General features: G+C 52.1%; 14 protein-coding genes and 1 pseudogene. 12 read left to right on the top strand and 3 right to left on the bottom strand.

Annotated features, from left to right (window positions below):
- Positions 1-632: 632 nt before the first annotated feature.
- Positions 633-878 (bottom strand): hypothetical protein, encoded by a 246-nt coding sequence (locus ACX5K5_RS15270; RefSeq protein WP_459174701.1) that lies wholly within the window; start codon positions 876-878, stop codon positions 633-635.
- A gap of 377 nt (positions 879-1255) precedes the next feature.
- On the opposite strand from ACX5K5_RS15270, the gene ACX5K5_RS15265 reads away from it, so the two are divergent.
- The 3 genes from ACX5K5_RS15265 to ACX5K5_RS15255 all read left to right on the top strand — a co-directional run bounded on the left by ACX5K5_RS15265 (position 1256) and on the right by ACX5K5_RS15255 (position 4046).
- Positions 1256-2593: an AI-2E family transporter gene (locus ACX5K5_RS15265; RefSeq protein ID WP_459174700.1), complete on the top strand. Its 1338-nt coding sequence runs from the start codon at positions 1256-1258 to the stop codon at positions 2591-2593.
- Positions 2594-3178: 585 nt separating this feature from the next.
- Entirely contained in the window at positions 3179-3805 is a 627-nt protein-coding gene (locus tag ACX5K5_RS15260; RefSeq protein ID WP_459174699.1) for a helicase associated domain-containing protein, read from the top strand.
- A gap of 34 nt (positions 3806-3839) precedes the next feature.
- The gene (locus tag ACX5K5_RS15255) at positions 3840-4046 is read left to right on the top strand and encodes a hypothetical protein (protein ID WP_459174698.1); all 207 of its coding nucleotides are present in this window, start codon (positions 3840-3842) and stop codon (positions 4044-4046) included.
- A 180-nt stretch (positions 4047-4226) separates the two neighbouring features.
- Here the strand turns inward: ACX5K5_RS15255 and ACX5K5_RS15250 are convergent, their stop codons facing one another.
- Positions 4227-4538 carry a MerR family transcriptional regulator gene (locus ACX5K5_RS15250; RefSeq protein WP_459174697.1) on the bottom strand — a complete coding sequence of 104 codons (312 nt, stop codon included), beginning with the start codon at positions 4536-4538 and terminating at the stop codon, positions 4227-4229.
- Positions 4539-4664: 126 nt separating this feature from the next.
- On the opposite strand from ACX5K5_RS15250, the gene ACX5K5_RS15245 reads away from it, so the two are divergent.
- From ACX5K5_RS15245 to ACX5K5_RS15220, 6 genes are all read left to right on the top strand, one after another.
- Complete coding sequence (locus ACX5K5_RS15245) at positions 4665-5099, top strand: Hsp20/alpha crystallin family protein (RefSeq protein WP_459174696.1); 435 nt, start codon at positions 4665-4667, stop codon at positions 5097-5099.
- A gap of 399 nt (positions 5100-5498) precedes the next feature.
- Positions 5499-5765 (top strand): hypothetical protein, encoded by a 267-nt coding sequence (locus ACX5K5_RS15240; RefSeq protein WP_459174695.1) that lies wholly within the window; start codon positions 5499-5501, stop codon positions 5763-5765.
- 94 nt (positions 5766-5859) lie between these two features.
- Positions 5860-6018: a hypothetical protein gene (locus ACX5K5_RS15235; RefSeq protein WP_459174694.1), complete on the top strand. Its 159-nt coding sequence runs from the start codon at positions 5860-5862 to the stop codon at positions 6016-6018.
- A gap of 492 nt (positions 6019-6510) precedes the next feature.
- Positions 6511-7647: a YkvI family membrane protein gene (locus tag ACX5K5_RS15230; RefSeq protein ID WP_459174693.1), complete on the top strand. Its 1137-nt coding sequence runs from the start codon at positions 6511-6513 to the stop codon at positions 7645-7647.
- Positions 7648-8504: 857 nt separating this feature from the next.
- The gene (locus ACX5K5_RS15225) at positions 8505-11426 is read left to right on the top strand and encodes a hypothetical protein (protein WP_459174692.1); all 2922 of its coding nucleotides are present in this window, start codon (positions 8505-8507) and stop codon (positions 11424-11426) included.
- A 337-nt stretch (positions 11427-11763) separates the two neighbouring features.
- Positions 11764-12624 (top strand): hypothetical protein, encoded by an 861-nt coding sequence (locus tag ACX5K5_RS15220; RefSeq protein WP_459174691.1) that lies wholly within the window; start codon positions 11764-11766, stop codon positions 12622-12624.
- 115 nt (positions 12625-12739) lie between these two features.
- Here ACX5K5_RS15220 and ACX5K5_RS15215 read toward each other — a convergent pair whose 3' ends face one another.
- Complete coding sequence (locus ACX5K5_RS15215) at positions 12740-14395, bottom strand: hypothetical protein (protein ID WP_459174690.1); 1656 nt, start codon at positions 14393-14395, stop codon at positions 12740-12742.
- Positions 14396-15062: 667 nt separating this feature from the next.
- Between ACX5K5_RS15215 and ACX5K5_RS15210 the strand changes: the two genes are divergently transcribed.
- The 3 genes and pseudogenes from ACX5K5_RS15210 to ACX5K5_RS15200 form a co-directional block, all read left to right on the top strand.
- Positions 15063-15371: a type II toxin-antitoxin system Phd/YefM family antitoxin gene (locus ACX5K5_RS15210; RefSeq protein ID WP_443448084.1), complete on the top strand. Its 309-nt coding sequence runs from the start codon at positions 15063-15065 to the stop codon at positions 15369-15371.
- Positions 15368-15934, top strand: coding sequence for a type II toxin-antitoxin system RelE family toxin (locus ACX5K5_RS15205; protein ID WP_443448082.1), 567 nt, complete (start codon positions 15368-15370; stop codon positions 15932-15934). Before ACX5K5_RS15210 ends, ACX5K5_RS15205 begins: the two co-directional genes overlap by 4 nt.
- A gap of 602 nt (positions 15935-16536) precedes the next feature.
- Positions 16537-17545, top strand: a pseudogene (locus ACX5K5_RS15200) (integrase core domain-containing protein); the annotation flags it as partial.
- Positions 17546-17573 lie beyond the last annotated feature (28 nt).

Here is a 17573-nt window from a genome sequence, read left to right as displayed (position 1 = left end):
CTTGCTTTCCCCCTGCGTTGGAGTATGTGCCGTCCATGCATCGAACCCTGTAGCCCGCTGTGGAGCGGCTTGGCGCTGCGGGGCGGCTTGGTGCCGTGGAGTCACCTTCAGGAATGATGAACTTAGGCGCTTGGTAAATGGCGGTCTTTAGGCGCGATCGGGCGCTATTTCCTTCCCAGAACGTACTGGTCAAGTTGCATTCGGTTACGGTCGCATAGGCGTAATTGAGGCTTGCAGCAGTACCGGCAGATTTGCTGCCGGTACTGCCATACGTGGTGTGAAAGTAGCTCCCCTCGCCTCCCGCGCGAATGTCGCTACAGATTTGAACGGCGATGCTCTTGAGATCTAATTCGGAAGGCGGCGTGAGCCCGTACGCCCTGTAGCTATTGGTTATGTAGTCGCGGCTGAGTTCTTCGTTTGTTTTTGTTGCCGGAGGTGTTGTTTTAGTGGGGGCGGCAGCAAAGACCTTGGCGTTAGATTGCGGAGAGGTGGCAGCCGCCTTTGAGGGTGCGTCTGTGTCGAGTGTTGAACTAAGCCCCGACCAAACCAGCAAAACGAGCATGAGAAGCAAAGCGGTTACGAGTAGCCCAGAGCCTCTGCCCCCACCATTGTCGCAACTTGACCGGGTCCGTTTACCCGTCGTCATCATTAGAGCGGCTATTCCTTTCGTCTTCCCTCTTATAGAATTCCTGCTCTTCTTCCTTACGTTTCATAGAAGCCTTGCTATCGGCCTTGGTCAAATAAACCAATACGATCACACTAGCTATGACAACGAAGATGCTAAGCGTTCCCATATCTACACCGCCCGATGCAGCCACTTCTGCCTCTGGACCCTCACGGAAAGCAAAGATCAAACCACTGGGCCAATCAGTCAACATATGATTTCCTATCCAACAAAAGGTTCCATGCTGCTGTCACATCACGGCTAATCCTTCAAGATTGAACCATAGCAACCTAAGTAAGAATCGTGCCTAGCATCAAACATGTTGAGCAGGGATTTTAGTAGCCGCCGTTCTGAACATCAAAGTAGACCTTGCCGGGTGAAAGAGCCCCGAAAGGGAACGTGGACGTGCTCCCCACGCCGTACTGATTTTTCGCTTTATGCAGGCCCCATAATCCGACTGGGGACTCCTTGTCGTTCATAACCCTCATCGCGGCCAGACTACGGCTGTATGTATGGACGCGCCACAGGCGAGCCACCGCCTGAATGCAGACCACTTGAATAACGGTCGCTACCAGTAAAGGCCGCCCCATTATGGATATTTCTCAGCGAAACCTTGCATGTCTCGATAATCAGATGACGAGGGTCTATGGTGAGCATACTGAAAAATTCGGAGAGCAGGTCATCGGGATGGCATATTTCAAGAAGCTCTGGAGCTCCACCCAGCGTTCGCTACCTGAGGGCAGCGGGTCTCGCGCCGAAGTAGAATCCAACGGACGTGTTTATGCTCCTGACGTTAAAGATTTATGGACAGACTTGATGGGTCGGATGGCAATCCGAGGCTTTCAAATTCTACTTATCGGTGTAGTGGCCGTATGCGTAGTGATCGGATTGCTCCGCGTGACAACAATTGTCATACCTATTTTGATCGCCACAATTTTGGCTTGCGCTCTCTGGCCGATCGTAACCAGGCTACGTCGACATTTATCAGCATTGCTTACTGCCTGGACCGTATTTCTCAGCGCCCTGATCATTCTGGGCGGAATTGGAACCGGTCTGGTGTATTCCGTCATCAATCAGTGGGATGAATTAGTCGGGCAAGCCCAGAAAGGATTCGCGCAGTTGAGCAGTGCAGGTCAACAACTCGTTGAAAGACTTCCATTTGGGATAAGCCAACAGGATGTGGAGAACGCAGGTCAATCAGCAAGCAAGATGGTCTCAGATTCGCAACTAGGTTCCAACGCCATCCACACTTTAGGGGCTGCCGGGGAAACTTTGACCGGCAGCATCTTGATACTGGTGGTTCTCTTCTTCTTTCTCAAGGATGGCGACCGAATTTGGGCTTTCATCATTTCGTGGATTCCGACAAGGTACCGAAATAAGTGGATTGTCTCAGGCGAACAGGCTTTACACATATTTGGTGGATACATTCGCGGGACGGCAATCGTGGCTGCTGTCGATACGGTCGGCATCGTCGCGGTACTCCTGATTTTGCGTATACCCCTTGCCTTGCCTTTGGGCGTGCTTGTCTTTTTCGGATCATTCATTCCTATCGTGGGCGCTACGGTGGTCGGAGCTCTAGCTGTATTGGTTGCTTTAGTAACTAATGGTCCGGTGAGCGCGTTGATCGTGCTCGCCGCTGTGGTTGTTGTGAACCAATTGGAAGGTCATTTTCTTCAACCAGTCGTTATGGCTCATACCTTGAAATTGCATGCTTTAGTTGTCTTGTTGGCACTGGCTATCGGCACAGCTTTGGGGGGAATCGTTGGCGCGGTGCTTGCCGTCCCTTTGACGGCAGTTGGATGGGCCATAACCAAAATCTGGGCTGAACGCGATGGTGCCACCGCGGTGGAGGCGATGCAAGACGAAATCGCAAATGCACCAGAGGTGGAGGCATCCCCGATCTTTCCTCACGCTTCGAGCGAGGAGTAATGACGTCTCCCGGACACTATCGGACAAAAACAGTGATTCGCCATAGTCCCAAACCTGCATTCCCCATGAGACGAATCAAGAAGTTTTCGCACGTATGGTGCTAGAAGAGCTCAGTGGGTACAACAAATGAACAAATTCCGAGTGTTGCCACGTTCTAAGACAATTGCAAGAAGGCCAGAACTCTGTGCCGCCGTCGCTCCATGCCAGAGGCACAAACGCTATGCCTGATACCTTGGGGAAGCCAACGGCCTTGGGAAGGTGCAGTCTAGATAGGGCAGCATGGCTTCGCTACTTTTAATGATGCCAGGATCATCGGGAACCGTCCAAGACCGCAAGCTCATCGTTTCACCAGAGAGAAGAATAAAGAACTTCTCAAAATTCCAGTTCTTTTGGCCCGATTTTCCCATGGCATCTTTGGTCTTCTATAAATCGGGTACAGCGGGTGCTCGTTTCTGCGTTGACACGTGTGCGGTCGAAGTCCAGAAAGCCACCCCTGATAGAGGCTGGTCTACGGAAATTTCTAGGTAGTTCTGTATTTCGATAGCACTCTTCGATACTGCGGATCTCTGAAGTATCTTTATCTTTATGGCCGGGTGGGAAGTGTCGAGGCATCCCGAATGGGACATGATGTACGCCGCCGGACTGACCGCGCGCGAAATCGCTGACCGCTGCCATCAAAACGTCGCCACCATCCATGCTCACTTCCAATCCCGCGAAAGATATGAGCCAGGAACCCGTGCCACACATGAAGCGGCACTGGCTGCTAGGGGAGCGGACCGTCCAACGGTCAGTTGGCGAAAGCTGCTGGTTGAAGTTCTAGAGTTCCAGAAAACCCACGGACGGCTTCCATCCTATGAAGGAGACGAAACAGAGAGGCGGCTGCACCGGTGGGTACTCAAGCAGCGCAGAGCCCACCGCAACAAATCAATGTCTACCCCAAAGATCGTCTTACTAGAAGACCTCACCGGATGGAACATCGATGCGCACCAGCAAGAACTCGATGAGACATGGCGGGCACGGCTTACCTCGCTGATCGACTTCACTGCCGCCAATCATCAAATCCCGCGGTATAAGAACCACTCCACAGAGGCCGAGCGGGTGCTCGGTGTTTGGCTGCATATACAGCATCAAAGAAGGGACGAGGGAACCATGATTCCCTGGCGTTTGGAAATGATGGATGCCGCGTTCCCCCACTGGCAAAGCCGCATGTGAAATTTCTAAGCCGAACCTCATACGGGACAGCTCGATGAGTTCGTTTGGCCGATGGGTCATCGAGTCGATCGATGCTCTGCCAAGGATGCAAGCCAACTTACGGCGCTGGCGCCGCCGCTACCGCGGCGAGTTGCACCGCCAGCTCCATGTAGCTCAGACGGGCCGGGGAGAAATCCTATGGCATGCTCCGGATGATCTGCGCCGCGCTCCTCCGGTGCGTGCCCTCTGCCAGGGCTCGTAGCTCCGCGGCCACCAGATCACATATCCCGTCCCACAACGCCAGAAATTAAACACCACATCGCTCACGCGTATTTCACACCCACCGGTTCTGGAACAATAGGGCCTGCAGTTCAGCCAGTGAAGCTCGCTGTCTGTTCACATTATGTGCGTCAACAGGCGTTTTTAAGGAGCTTGCCTCGCCTCAGTGCGTCTCGCTGTGACTTGGACGGGCGGCGAGTTGGGCACGGAGCACCTCGTTTTCGGCTTCAAGATCCAGAATGATGCCGACACCGGCCAAATTCACGCCACGGTCCAGAAGGCGCGAAATTTGCTGCAACCTAGCTAGGTCTTTGGCGTGATATCTGCGTGTTCCACCGTTGGTCCGTGGCGGAGTGATCAGGCCGCGGAGCTCGTAGAGCCGCACTGTTTGGACGCTGACCCCTACGCTCTGCGCTGCAGCGGCTATTGAATGAGCCACCGGTGCATTCTCTGATTTTTTAGAATTTTTTGTCATTTTTTCCTTAAACAGCTTGCATGGGGTGCGAAACTCATGTTATAAAATCTACATCGCTAGACATAGATCTAGCGGGAAGTAAATTGCACCATCACAGAGTGTCAGACAAGAAAGGAATGAGTTCAGATGATGCAGACCGAGGTACTTCGCGATTTTGACCGCTTGGTACAGCGTACTTTCAACACCCAGCTCAGCTCTGAGCCTGTTCATCCGATGCCGATGGAAGCATGGAAAGACGAAGCAGGCTTCCATGCAGAGTTCGATCTTCCAGGTATTGACGTTGACCGGATCGACATGGCGGTGGAAAAGAACATCCTGACGATTCGCGCAGAACGCGCCCGACCCGAGGGACGTCAGCATGTTGCTGGATCGGAACGGCTGTGGGGACATTTCACCCGGGAACTGATGTTAGGAGACCATCTGGATACCGAAAGCATCCAAGCCTCCTATGTGGATGGCGTGTTGCGTTTGGATATTGCGGTAGCCGAAAGCGCGAAGCCGCGCCGCATCCAGGTCTCGGTCGGCCGCCAGGGCCAAGATCCCAAAGAAATATCAAGCTAAACCTGCCTCTGAAGAACATGCGCGGAGATGATGAGCGATGGTTTCCTTCATTGATCAGGAGTTCTGCCCGGTAATCATTGATGACCCGTTGCTTCTGGCCATGTATGAGCTGGAACTATCTGCAGAAACGAGTCAGGATCACCCGCCTCACCCGCCTCGGCCGCCGGGATGTGCCGTGATCGACAATGTTCCGCGGCCCTTCCAGAATTACGGGCCTAAGGATGGGAACTGCTGGGCAGGTGAAGAGGAATTAGTCCGCGTCGGACCTCTGAGTCTTTATTCGCGCTCACCTCCGGCAAGGTTCTAGTCCTGAGGTAGAACTTGAGCAGTGGTTTATCGGGGGTGTGCCTGGTGGGCGCGCTGGGCACACCCCTTTGGTCACGATGAAAGGTTGCCCCGATGAAAGAGTCGCTACTGAGTGTGCATCTCGATGAGGAGCAGGTCGACGAGCTAATTTCAGCGTTGCGTGCGTACCGGGATCACTTTGTTGAGCTCATCGAGTCGAACTCTGAGGCGGTGGGTCTTCGTGCTCGTGAGGATGCGCATTACTGGCAGGGTAAGGTTCGCAGTGTTCAGGCATTGATCGATCAGGTCAGTGACTCATTGTATGGAGCGCAACCAAGATCAACCGATGGTGACGCTCCGCAATATGATCCGTCTTCTTAAACGATTTTCTATCGTTTAGCAGGCTCCTCCTGTAAGGCCCGCTAACGATCTTTTACGGGGATCGTAAAATCGCCGGGAAGGAGGGCCAGCCCGCTTGGGCGAACACGCTTTCGTGCTCGCTGCGGCCAGGGAACAAGAGTTCGTAGGCTTTGTCTTCGGTGAGGTCCTTGAGTTCGTCCCAGCTACTGTAGTTGGTGGCGGCAGCGTTGAGGTGTACCTAGTTCGAAGGCATGGTCAGTGGCCAGGGCGATGAGTTCGAGTGCGCCGCAGAAAACGGAAAAAATCGTACGCTAATGCATTGCTCAGGCGCGTAACCAATGGCGTGCAGCTTGTTGTTGGAAAATGTGTCAACGGGCGTCCGCAGAAGGAACCTTTACTAGGACAAAGATTTTGCAGGTGATGAGTGGCTAGCTTGCTTTTCGGAGCACTGCGTCGCGCTTGTCGGTAAAGCGAAGTATTCCCCTGAGCTCCAATTGCGCAATGAAGAAGCAAAGGACCACAATTAAAGTTCCGATTGCTAAGGCTCCCATCCCACCTTCTCCGATTATCCAGACCACGAATACTGCCGGCAGAATTTCTGACACGGCCGCTCCCGCGCCAGCTGCTAAAGCTTGTCGCGAATGACGTCACATATTCCAAACTGTTGACTGGATCACATTTAGCACTTATCGTTTTCCCTTGACTGATATATCAATTGTCGACCTAATGGCGCATGCGTTACCAATCTTTTGGGGAGAACGAGAACATGACAGAAAAGAACACGACCACGACCACGACCAGAGCACATCTGGGAACCGTTGAAAAGGTTAGCTTCCTGCGCGTTCTCACGTACGCCGGGGCGATCATGGCGTTCCTCATTGGCTCGGGATTTGCCACCGGACAGGAAATACTTCAGTATTTCGCGTCCTACGGATACTGGGGAGTCTTCGGAACTGGGGCACTGGTCATGGTGCTTATGACTTACGTAGCAGTCGAATTCTTCGTGGTCGGCCAAGCGAAGAAGTTCGACCGACCATCGCGGATCTTCCATTATTACTGCGGGAAGTACCTAGGGACGTTCTTCGACTTCTTCTCCATCCTCTTCGTCTTCTTAAGCTTCACCGTGATGGTCGCCGGCGCCGGTGCCGTCTTCCAGGAGCACTACGGGCTTTCGAAGTATCTAGGCGGCATCGGTCTTGCCGTGGCCGTGGGTATCAGCGTGTGGTTCGGCCTGAAAAGCCTAGTAGATGTCATTGGAAAGATCGGTCCGGTAATCGTCGTAGTCGCCATCTCCTTGGGACTGTTGGGAATTTTCCGCAACCCGAGCGGGATTGCCGAGGGCAATGCCCTGATCCCCGGCTTGGACCTAACCCAAGCCTCCACGAACTGGTTTATGGCCGGCTTATCCTACGTAGGGTTCTGCATGCTGTGGCTGGCCGCCTTCCTCACTGCCCTTGGCAAGACCGCGAAAAACCGCAAGGAAGCCACCGCGGGAGGCATGACCGGAGCCATTGTGTTCTCAGTGGCATGCATCATCGTTGGTTTGGGTCTGCTGGCCAACATCGTCAAAGTGGGCGGAACTGAAATCCCGATGCTCGTGTTGGCTAACGACGTTAGCCCCGTTCTCGCCGCTGGAATCTCTGTGATGATCCTCGCGGGCATCTATACCACCGCCGTCCCGTTGTTGTGGACGGTCTCCTCACGCTTCTTCGCTGATAAGACCCCTCGCTTTAAGTACCTGACTATTGCATTGGCCGTATTAGGAACTGTGATCGGGCTGATCCTGCCGTTCTCGCAGATGGTGAACATCGTCTACGTGATCAACGGCTACGTGGGAATCTTGCTGCTCGTTCTGATGCTGGTTAAGACCGGCACGAGGCTTGCGCGCCGACAAAAGCTGTAACGACGTCCAAGGCAAGCCCTGCAAAGGGCTGTTCAGCCGGATCTCTCTGGCGGAAACTATCCATGCCATACTGAATCATGTTTTCTAACGTTCAGAATCGTCATGGGTTCTGTTTCTTGCTAATGCGAGGTCCGACAGGGTAGCTGCTAGCTTTAGACGTCTTTTATTCAAGGTCTATCCCAAAGACCGTCTACTAGAAGACCTCACAGGATGGAACATCGATGCTCACCAGCAGAAGCTCGATGAGACGTGGCGGGCACCGCTTACCTCGCTGATCGACTTCACTGCCGCCAATCATCAAATCCCGCGGTATAAGAACCACTCCACAGAGGCTGAGCGAGTGCTCGGTGTCTGGCTGCACATCCAACATCAAAAACGGGCCGAGGGAACCATGATTCCCTGGCGTTTGGAAATGATGGATGATGCGTTCTCTCACTGGCAAAGCTGCATGTGAATGCATCAATTTATTATGCGTGGCTTGTGAAAAATTTGATTATCAAGAGTTTCACGAAATCGCAGATCTATTTCGATGACAGAGTCAACTAGCTGATCATTAATATCCCTTTAGCAATCTTTCGGGTAAAATTTCTCTTAGTTTTTCACAACTAAGAATTAGTGATTATGGGGACGTCTTGAAGAAAATCGGTAAACTAGTAATTTCTGGGTTTTTGTTTATTTCTTTACTCGCAGGTGTGACGCCGCCTGCAGTAGCTGTGGCTCTCCCCGTCACCCCAACTCAGACTGATACGGTTGATCCTGTTCTGACTTCCGTCTCCATGAAGTCAGCAAAGACGCTCCGCCCAGGACAAACACCTACGTTCGAGTGGGTAGCCACCGATACCAGCCAAGTGCGAAACATGACTTTCTGGATCTACGCACCTAATGGTGGCCAAATCAAATATGCAACCTCAAATTCATCAAACTTTGCTGGGAACAAATCAACGGGCACCGCCCAAACAAAACCTATCGATACCCTCACCTGGCCTGAGGGCAACTATCGAGTGGAATTCGCACAATTCGAAGACATCGCAGGAAACGGAGCCGACACCAGATACGGGCAGGCTCTCGGCCAGGGGGTCAAACTCTCCACCCTCAACTTCACCGTTACCGGGACAGCTGCAGATACGGTTGATCCTGTTCTGACTTCCGTCTCCATGAAGTCAGCAAAGACGCTCCGCCCAGGACAAACACCTACGTTCGAGTGGGTAGCCACCGATACCAGCCAAGTGCGAAACATGACTTTCTGGATCTACGCACCTAATGGTGGCCAAATCAAATATGCAACCTCAAATTCATCAAACTTTGCTGGGAACAAATCAACGGGCACCGCCCAAACAAAACCTATCGATACCCTCACCTGGCCTGAGGGCAACTATCGAGTGGAATTCGCACAATTCGAAGACATCGCAGGAAACGGAGCCGACACCAGATACGGGCAGGCTCTCGGCCAGGGGGTCAAACTCTCCACCCTCAACTTCACCGTTAGCCATGCGCCGCAGTTCGTCGTTCCCAAAGACGTTACTTTTCTCGACCGACCTGGAAGCGCAGAGGATTCGTACGTTATACCCTTCACGGAAGGTGTGGACTATTTTGTAGGTGAGTTCATTCCTGAAGGAACTTATAAGGGAGAAGGCTCTGTTTCTATCAGGGCTGAAGCGCAGCCTGGATATGAGTTGGCAAATGGAGCCCGTTCTCTTTGGGAACACACTTTTGATAGCTCACTGATTTTTTCTAAGCCTACTATTACTGGTATCCCAACAGTCGGTAACATACTGACAGCCGCGCCAGGTGTTTGGGGACCCTCGGGAGTAAAACTCACCTATCAGTGGGCCGCGAACGGTACCAAACTCACCGGGGCTACCAAGAGCACTCTGCCCCTAACCGCAGATCTCGCAGGCAAAACCATCACGGTGAATGTCACCGGTACCTTGGCAGGATATACAAGCACAAGTAAAGCCAGTACTCCAACGCCTAAAGTTGCTCGTGGTTCACTCACTGTCTCTTCTCCAGAGATTACTGGTATCCCAACAGTCGGTAACATACTGACAGCCGCGCCAGGTGTTTGGGGACCCTCGGGAGTAAAACTCACCTATCAGTGGGCCGCGAACGGTACCAAACTCACCGGGGCTACCAAGAGCACTCTGCCCCTAACCGCAGATCTCGCAGGCAAAACCATCACGGTGAATGTCACCGGTACCTTGGCAGGATATACAAGCACAAGTAAAGCCAGTACTCCAACGCCTAAAGTTGCTCGTGGTTCACTCACTGTCTCTTCTCCAGAGATTACTGGTATCCCAACAGTCGGTAACATACTGACAGCCGCGCCAGGTGTTTGGGGACCCTCGGGAGTAAAACTCACCTATCAGTGGGCCGCGAACGGTACCAAACTCACCGGGGCTACCAAGAGCACTCTGCCCCTAACCGCAGATCTCGCAGGCAAAACCATCACGGTGAATGTCACCGGTACCTTGGCAGGATATACAAGCACAAGTAAAGCCAGCGCGCCAACAGCCAAAATTGATTCAGGGATAATTTTGGCTGTTCCTAAAGCTCCAACGATCGATCGTGTAACCGGTAGCTACACGATTCCGTCCGTCATAGGCATTGATTATGTGGTGAACGGAGCTACGAAATCGTCAGGAACTTACAGTTCTGGATATTCAAAAGTCTCCATCATCGCTGAACCACAAACCGGTTATTCTCTCTCAGGTACTGTTTCATGGTCGTTCGATCTACGTAAGAAGATTGCAATTGCCACAGAGCCGAAGGTCAACTACTCCACACGCGTCTTGACGATTCCTTCAGTTACTGGAGTTAGCTATTATGTCGACGGAGTATCTAAAAAGACGGGATCCCATAAGTTCTCCAAGCAGATTTCCGTTTCGGCAAAAGCTTCCGCAGCGAACTATCAAGTAGCTAAGAAGTCATGGAAGTATGACCTTCGAGTCATTGTGACGGCATCGAAACCAGTGTTCGACGCCAAGAAGAACACAGTGAAGATCCCAGCCAAGACCGGGGTCACTTACTACGTCAACGGAACCAAGAAGAAAGCCGGAACCCACAAATACACCGGCACCGGAACCGTTACCGCGAAAGCCTCATCCAACGGATACAAGCTCAAAGGAACCACGTCCTGGAAGTTTGATAACCGCAATTCGGTAACGGCTTCGAAACCAGTGTTCGACGCCAAGAAGAACACAGTGAAGATCCCAGCCAAGACCGGGGTCACTTACTACGTCAACGGAACCAAGAAGAAAGCCGGAACCCACAAATACACCGGCACCGGAACCGTTACCGCGAAAGCCTCATCCAACGGATACAAGCTCAAAGGAACCACGTCCTGGAAGTTTGATAACCGCAATTCGGTAACGGCTTCGAAACCAGTGTTCGACGCCAAGAAGAACACAGTGAAGATCCCAGCCAAGACCGGGGTCACTTACTACGTCAACGGAACCAAGAAGAAAGCCGGAACCCACAAATACACCGGCACCGGAACCGTTACCGCGAAAGCCTCATCCAACGGATACAAGCTCAAAGGAACCACGTCCTGGAAGTTTGAAAACCGCAATTCGGTAACGGCTTCGAAACCAGTGTTCGACGCCAAGAAGAACACAGTGAAGATCCCAGCCAAGACCGGGGTCACTTACTACGTCAACGGAACCAAGAAGAAAGCCGGAACCCACAAATACACCGGCACCGGCAAAGTTACGGTGGCAGCTAAACCTTCCAGCGGTGGCTACAAGCTCAAGGGGACCAAGAGCTGGAGCGCCAATCTCTAATCCACCGAATCCTGCAATGAATAATATTCGCTGTCAGCCAGAGGAGCGGACGCGGGGTATTGCAATAGTTGGTAGCCATTACTTCGGTTCGTACGTGGCAGCTGGTACAGATATCATGCCCGAAGATTGAGGGCTTGGATGAGCATAACTATTGTCTTGCGAACGCGAATTAGCGGGCACCGGACACCCTAGCTTCATATAGTCGACGAATTCACAAACCACCCTAATTCCTCTCCGCGCACATGTCAGAAGCAGATAGCAATGGATTCCAAAGTAGGTAAAAACGAGCTGCTTCGCGATAATTAAATGACTCATCATTCGCATCAAAGGAGAAATCTTGAAGAAGAAGCTCGTGCACCCGGCTATTGCCCTCGGACTGGTGAGCGCTTTATTACTCACAGGCTGCGCAGCAACCGCCAACAATGCTGGGGGAGAGGCATCGGCTACGCCATCCACCAAAGAGCAGCCCAAAGAACTGACCGCTATCGAAAAGGTGAGAAAAGCCGATCCTGATTTACTGGGCGAGCATCTTGCATATAAGTCAATCGGTGAAAACGCGAATGGGAAGTATGTTGTTCTCGGTGCCAACACGACCGACGGATTCGATAAGTTCGCGGTTGACCGCTGGAAGAGCACGGGAAAGAACTGGACTGAAAAGGACATGGCTCAAATGCAGATGATGTCCATCGACTTCGTTTACGGCACGATGTTCTCCGGGCAAGCGGTCGGCGGTAATAAGGCTGACCATAAAGTTGCCAGCGAAGCCACCGCTAAGCTCTTCAGCAAGGAGAGCGGCAATCAGGATCAAATCCGCGAACTATTCGCTGGGCCTGATGACACCAACCCCTTCACTGCTTTCGCCGACCCCAAGTCCGCATTCTTTGAAGGCTACGAGGTCTATCAGAATGCCAGCTCAAGCCGATACCGCAATCCAAGCGTAGCGATCATGAGTGCCGAATCGCATGACCGCGGCTCGAAGATGGAGAGCGGGGCGATATCCGAGATTGACGGGGCAACAGTCAAGGTCTCCACCTCGTTTGATCTCAAGCTCACCAAAGGTGGAAAGACCTACACCAAGCCCGGGGAGCTAGAATACGACTTGATCTTCGTCAAAAGAGATGACGGCAAGGTTTATCATCATGGTCTGGAATCAACTGGTGGCGACATGAGCGCCGAACCGGTCGCAACTAAGTTCTAGCTTCAACACAAACACCAAAGGCACCCTCTCGTGGGGTGCCTTTGGTGTTCCAACGGGTGCCGTTCATTGCAGAAATCAGGCCTTTAAGGGCCGGACTCTCTAATTCGAAGTGGCATTACCACTGCTTCCATGCGGAAGAAGTAGCTGAAGCTGAACCGTAGGACGATTTAGCTTTCACCTTGACTGTGTATTTGGTCTTGCTGTCGAAGTGTCCAAGCTTGGCCTTCACCGATTTCTTGGTAGCACCCTTGATCGCCTTGCCGTTCTTGTACCACTGGTAGCTCACGGACTTCGGTGGAAAGTTCCAGCTGCCTTTCGAGCTGGATAGCTCATAGGTGAGGGTGCTGTCGGACCAACCCCAGAGGGTTTCCTTGATTTTCGGCTTGCCAGTGGAAACAAGCTTCCCAACCACAGTGCTGGCTGAAGTGGAGGACGCTGACTGGTAATTCTTCTTGGAACCGGTAACCCTCACAGAAATCTTGCGGTTCCGGTCAGCTTTGGCAATCTTGTAGGAAGACTTCGTAGCCCCCTTGATGGTTTTTCCATCCCGTAGCCACTGGTAGGAATACTTGCTGGGGGAGCCACCCCACTTAGCCGTCTTGGCCTTCAGTGTCTTACCGGGCAGCGAGGTGCCGCTGATCGTCGGCTTCTTCGACGTGAAACCATACAACGCCTTATTGGTCGCAGTCTTGGTTACTGAATAGGGGACAGTCTTCGGGCCGTTGTCAAAGTTGAATGACAGCCGGTCCTTGGAGTCAGTGGCCTTCACCGCGATCTTCTTGCCCAAATCCGACTTCGTCAGCTTGTAGGAAGCCTTGGTAGCGCCCTTGATTGGCTTCCCGTTGCGGTACCACTGGTACTTGTCGATGTAATTCAGGCTTGGCTTGGACAGCTTGGCGGTAACAGTCTTGCCGATGGTTGCCGATCCGGTGACCTTGAGAGTGTTTTTCTTGTCTTTAGCCCACTCGGATAAACAGTCAACATTCAGGCTTCGGGCGTAGAAGATGCTGCTGAAATTCAGCTTCGGCTGTGCTTTGGTGGCCGGCTTATTTGATTCCTGCTTGATGTAGTCTGTGCCTTTTGAACAGACGTTGTAGCGAATCTTTTTCGATCTTGCATCGTAGGTGTACACCTTGCCTTTTCGATTCTGATTGTCTACATAATCGTAGTTTTTCGGCAGTACAGCTTTTCCGTTGAGGCCTGTGGGGAATGAGATGCTCTTCCACGAGCCTTCGACCACTTTATGGGCTGGCAAAGCTCCACTCACTGACAGGCTCTCAAGTTTTTTGAGCTTGCTAAGAGGGGAGAGGTTTTGCGCGGCGGTGCCCCACAAAGTCACGTAGTCAAGCTGCGGGTTCCATCTAGGCAGGTTGGCCAAGTTCAGACCGGCAGTACCGGTGAGCATAGACAAACCCTCAAGATTTTTCGCCTTAGCTAAAGCAGAGAAATCTTTCATCTTCGGGGCATTGATTGAAAGCGTCATCAACGACGCGGGAACCTTCGGCAGTTTGGTTGCGGTCACCAGCGATTTGGCATCACTGTCTTCGGGGCCGATGGTCAGAAATGACAGCTCAGGATACTTGCTGAAATCTGCCGAGGGCGCGAGACGGGTGCAGTTGAGTTCGTACACTTCCGAGTTGGAATGCGGAGAGTCTTCTGCGGTGCAGCCTGCAGGTAGTTTCACGGCGGCTTGGGCCGGCGCAGCGCCCAACAGGCTTGCAGCCAGGGCGATAATGGCAACCGCTGGCGCCATCGATTTGAGGATTTTCAATGGACATCAATCTTTCACGAGTGTGACCGGAATTCGATCTGAGATGAATATTATTCGAACTGTTGGCAAAGCGGGTAGACCATTGCTCAGCATTTGGTGGCAGGTGTCTTAAAGCATGTGTGCGGAGCAGTGATCTGCGCGCTCATTGGAGGGTAGGTGCCCTAATCTGACAAACGGAGAATCAGCGTCTCACAAGGCCTTTTGAGGCCTAGCTTTACATAAGATCTATTATCGGCTCTTCATGGGGAACTACTTCTGAAGGCGAGACCAACCACCCCGAGGCAAAATCCAAAAACTCCGGAAGCGTCGAAGTCAGATAAAGGCTGGGCCCGGGCATGTGAATAAGAATTAAAGGAACCTCACCACGAGTTCGTGATGAGGTTCCTAATCGCGGTCTCAACGCAAACCACTGTGTTTTCACTCAAGCGGTTTGCCTTTTGGAACGTCCCCACGCTCTTCGGTCAACCGCAGAACCTACCTCTCATGCTAAGGCTCAGACACATATTTCGCATTTGCTCTTCAAATTTTCAAAGAGAATTCAAAGCAGAGCAAGCAGCGACTACCCGAGATATGCCAGCATGGTCTCTTATATCCTCATGGCGCCTCAAAGTTACCTTCCTACCAATGGCATCTTGAAAATCTATGTAGAAATCTATATAGTTTTCACATGACTACTCTCAGCATCACAGAAGCATCCCGGACAGGCCTCTCGGCCCTTGTTGCCGCAGCGGAAAAAGGCCGCGAGGTCCCTCTGTCGCGTCATGGCAAAATCGTTGCAGAAGTCGTCTCAGCTAGGGAAATCGCTGAATTGCGCCACGACCGAGAAACACTTCGCGATGCAGCCTTGGTGATGGCACGGTTCGCCACCGATAGCGGTGTGCGCACTGACCTAGATCGCGCTATGGAATTCTTCAATTTGGACCGCGCAACACTTGAAGCCGAAAATGCTCAAGACACTAAGACTGAGACTTCGTGAACCAACCTCAGCAACGATTGTGTATCGTCAGACTGACCGAAGACGCAGTTGCCGACCTATATCGAATACACAAGAAAGACCCCAGCATCCTCCGTGCAGTTTTCAAAAAAATGCTGCTCCTGGAAAAATCGCCTACTGCCGGCGAACCTCTTCTGGGTGCCTTGGTAGGTTTTCGTAAACTAGTGGTCGGAGACAGAGACTGGAGAATCGTCTGGCGCATTACCGAAGATTCGACTGGGATTCCGGTGCTTGATATTTCCGAGGTATGGGCGGTGGGAGCTCGCTCGGATGGCGAAGTTTACGATGAATTGACCTCACGGGTCGCTCGGATGGGCAATGATCCAAAAATCCGACCACTCAAAGATGTCATCACCCAATTGGGCAGGCTTTATGAATCGGTTCAAGTAACCGCCGAACCATCCCGGGAATCAGTACTCCCCGAATGGATGGAAGTTGCACTGAAAGAGCAACTGCATATTGAACCGCAGGAAATCGTAGAACTCACAGAACAACAAGCGCAACAAAAGCTCATGGAGCATTGGTCCAAGAAATCAGATAGCTAATACGCATACGCTGTGGTCCTAGAACAGACTAGATCTGACTTGAGCGAATGAAGTAAAGCCTACTTTACGTAATCAGAATTATCGGCCATAACAATTGACGGGGAAGCATTTTTGGTTCCGGACCTGGACCACGGTTCAGCAGTAGGAGCTAAACGTAAACCAGTGTGATTATCGAAGCCGATGCCAGCTTCAATACCTTGGCGTTATTCGAAGGCCGATAGATCGCGCCGCCGATTATCTCGCCGAAGTTAATCTGAAGCACATCGACAAAGATTACTAGGTCCCCGCCGAGCAGACCTTATAGGGGAGGTTTGTGAATTCGTCGAATATGCGACGCTAGGCATCTCGATGTCCTGTAAATTCCGATCAAAAACTATGGTGAAGCTTCCGCTAGACCCGAAGTCTTTGGGTGAGAATTCTTGTTAGTTGCCACGTGCGAACCAACGTCATGGCTTTTAGCCATTGCGATACCCCGCCGCATACGTCGGGTGCTTGCAGTGAATGGAACCGGTCACCGGTCAGAGAAATCCTATTTCTGGCAGAGAATCGCGACATGGGTCTCTTTCGGAATTTTCGCAGATGACTGCTGAATGCTAACTACTGAGCTCGTGAAGATCCGCAGGCAGATCAAAAAGACGGGGTGGGATTACGGACCGAAAACAATCCATTGCGTAGTAACCAGCAGCCAAGAGTTCCCTGGCGGAACAGTCCCGTCTGTCGCAACCATTGACAGGCTGCTGGCGAGTGTGAGGCATGTTGACCGTAATCCCCATAAACGTCCTAAATCATCGTATGTGCCATTTGTCAGGGACAGCGCCATGGCGTTGTGACAGCTTGACGCGTTCGAATTTAGAATCACGACCAATTAGGTGGTAACCGACTATCAACTTATGGACGACGCGACTCGTTTCGACGTCGGTTCCAATGCCTATCAGTGAATACGGAACACCGAAGGAAGCCCTCGGCGATAGTTCCAAAGCGTTCAATCAGCTACGCCGCGGAATAATTGGGTCCGTTGGAATCTACTTGGTTCCGCAAGGGAGCATGCCCATCACCGGTCTCCCTGGCCGACCAACGACGTAAAGAAAGAACGAACGCTCCCACGAGCCGTTGCAGCGTTCTCCGAAAGCAAACAAGCCGCGAGATCTTGCTGAGGTACAGAAACCGCTGCGTCGTTACCGCGAACATTACAATCAGCGTCGTCCTCATTAATCCTTGAACCAGGCCACACCTCAAACTGCATGGGTGCTTCTGGAACATACGCCGGCTACTGAGCCGATACCGTCAGTCGTGTTAGAGGCCAAAGCTGCTGAATACCTCATGACACGCTGGCTAATACGCATTGCGGTGAATCGGGCCGACACCGTTGTTTCGAAGACAGGAAACGTCCTGGAAGACTTCGAGTTTCAAGAAGAGCACGGAGCTGAAGTTGAAAGTAATCAATTGTTGGTGGAAGTCACCAGAGACAACTGTTAGGTCTACTACAAAGGGCAGCAGATTTTTTTACCGTCAACTTTTGCACGGCGTCGATTCGTACAGACGATCACCGAACAAGACTTCATGTTGTCTGACCCCGACACCGCTGAAATCGTCCTATGGTTCCCGCTTCCATGAATCGATAATCCATGGATCTTGTGGA

The organism is Glutamicibacter bergerei, assembly GCF_054495185.1.
Note: the sequence above shows the minus strand (reverse complement) of the source record. Positions and strands in the feature narration are given on the sequence as shown.

Coding starts and splice junctions, on each gene's coding strand:
- ACX5K5_RS15245 (WP_459174696.1), top strand. CDS start 4,665: ATGATGCAGACCGAGGTACTTCGCGATTTTGACCGCTTGGTACAGCGT.
- ACX5K5_RS15210 (WP_443448084.1), top strand. CDS start 15,063: ATGACTACTCTCAGCATCACAGAAGCATCCCGGACAGGCCTCTCGGCC.
- ACX5K5_RS15240 (WP_459174695.1), top strand. CDS start 5,499: ATGAAAGAGTCGCTACTGAGTGTGCATCTCGATGAGGAGCAGGTCGAC.
- ACX5K5_RS15230 (WP_459174693.1), top strand. CDS start 6,511: ATGACAGAAAAGAACACGACCACGACCACGACCAGAGCACATCTGGGA.
- ACX5K5_RS15255 (WP_459174698.1), top strand. CDS start 3,840: ATGAGTTCGTTTGGCCGATGGGTCATCGAGTCGATCGATGCTCTGCCA.
- ACX5K5_RS15270 (WP_459174701.1), bottom strand. CDS start 878: ATGTTGACTGATTGGCCCAGTGGTTTGATCTTTGCTTTCCGTGAGGGT.
- ACX5K5_RS15250 (WP_459174697.1), bottom strand. CDS start 4,538: ATGACAAAAAATTCTAAAAAATCAGAGAATGCACCGGTGGCTCATTCA.
- ACX5K5_RS15265 (WP_459174700.1), top strand. CDS start 1,256: ATGGATATTTCTCAGCGAAACCTTGCATGTCTCGATAATCAGATGACG.
- ACX5K5_RS15225 (WP_459174692.1), top strand. CDS start 8,505: ATGACTTTCTGGATCTACGCACCTAATGGTGGCCAAATCAAATATGCA.
- ACX5K5_RS15260 (WP_459174699.1), top strand. CDS start 3,179: ATGGCCGGGTGGGAAGTGTCGAGGCATCCCGAATGGGACATGATGTAC.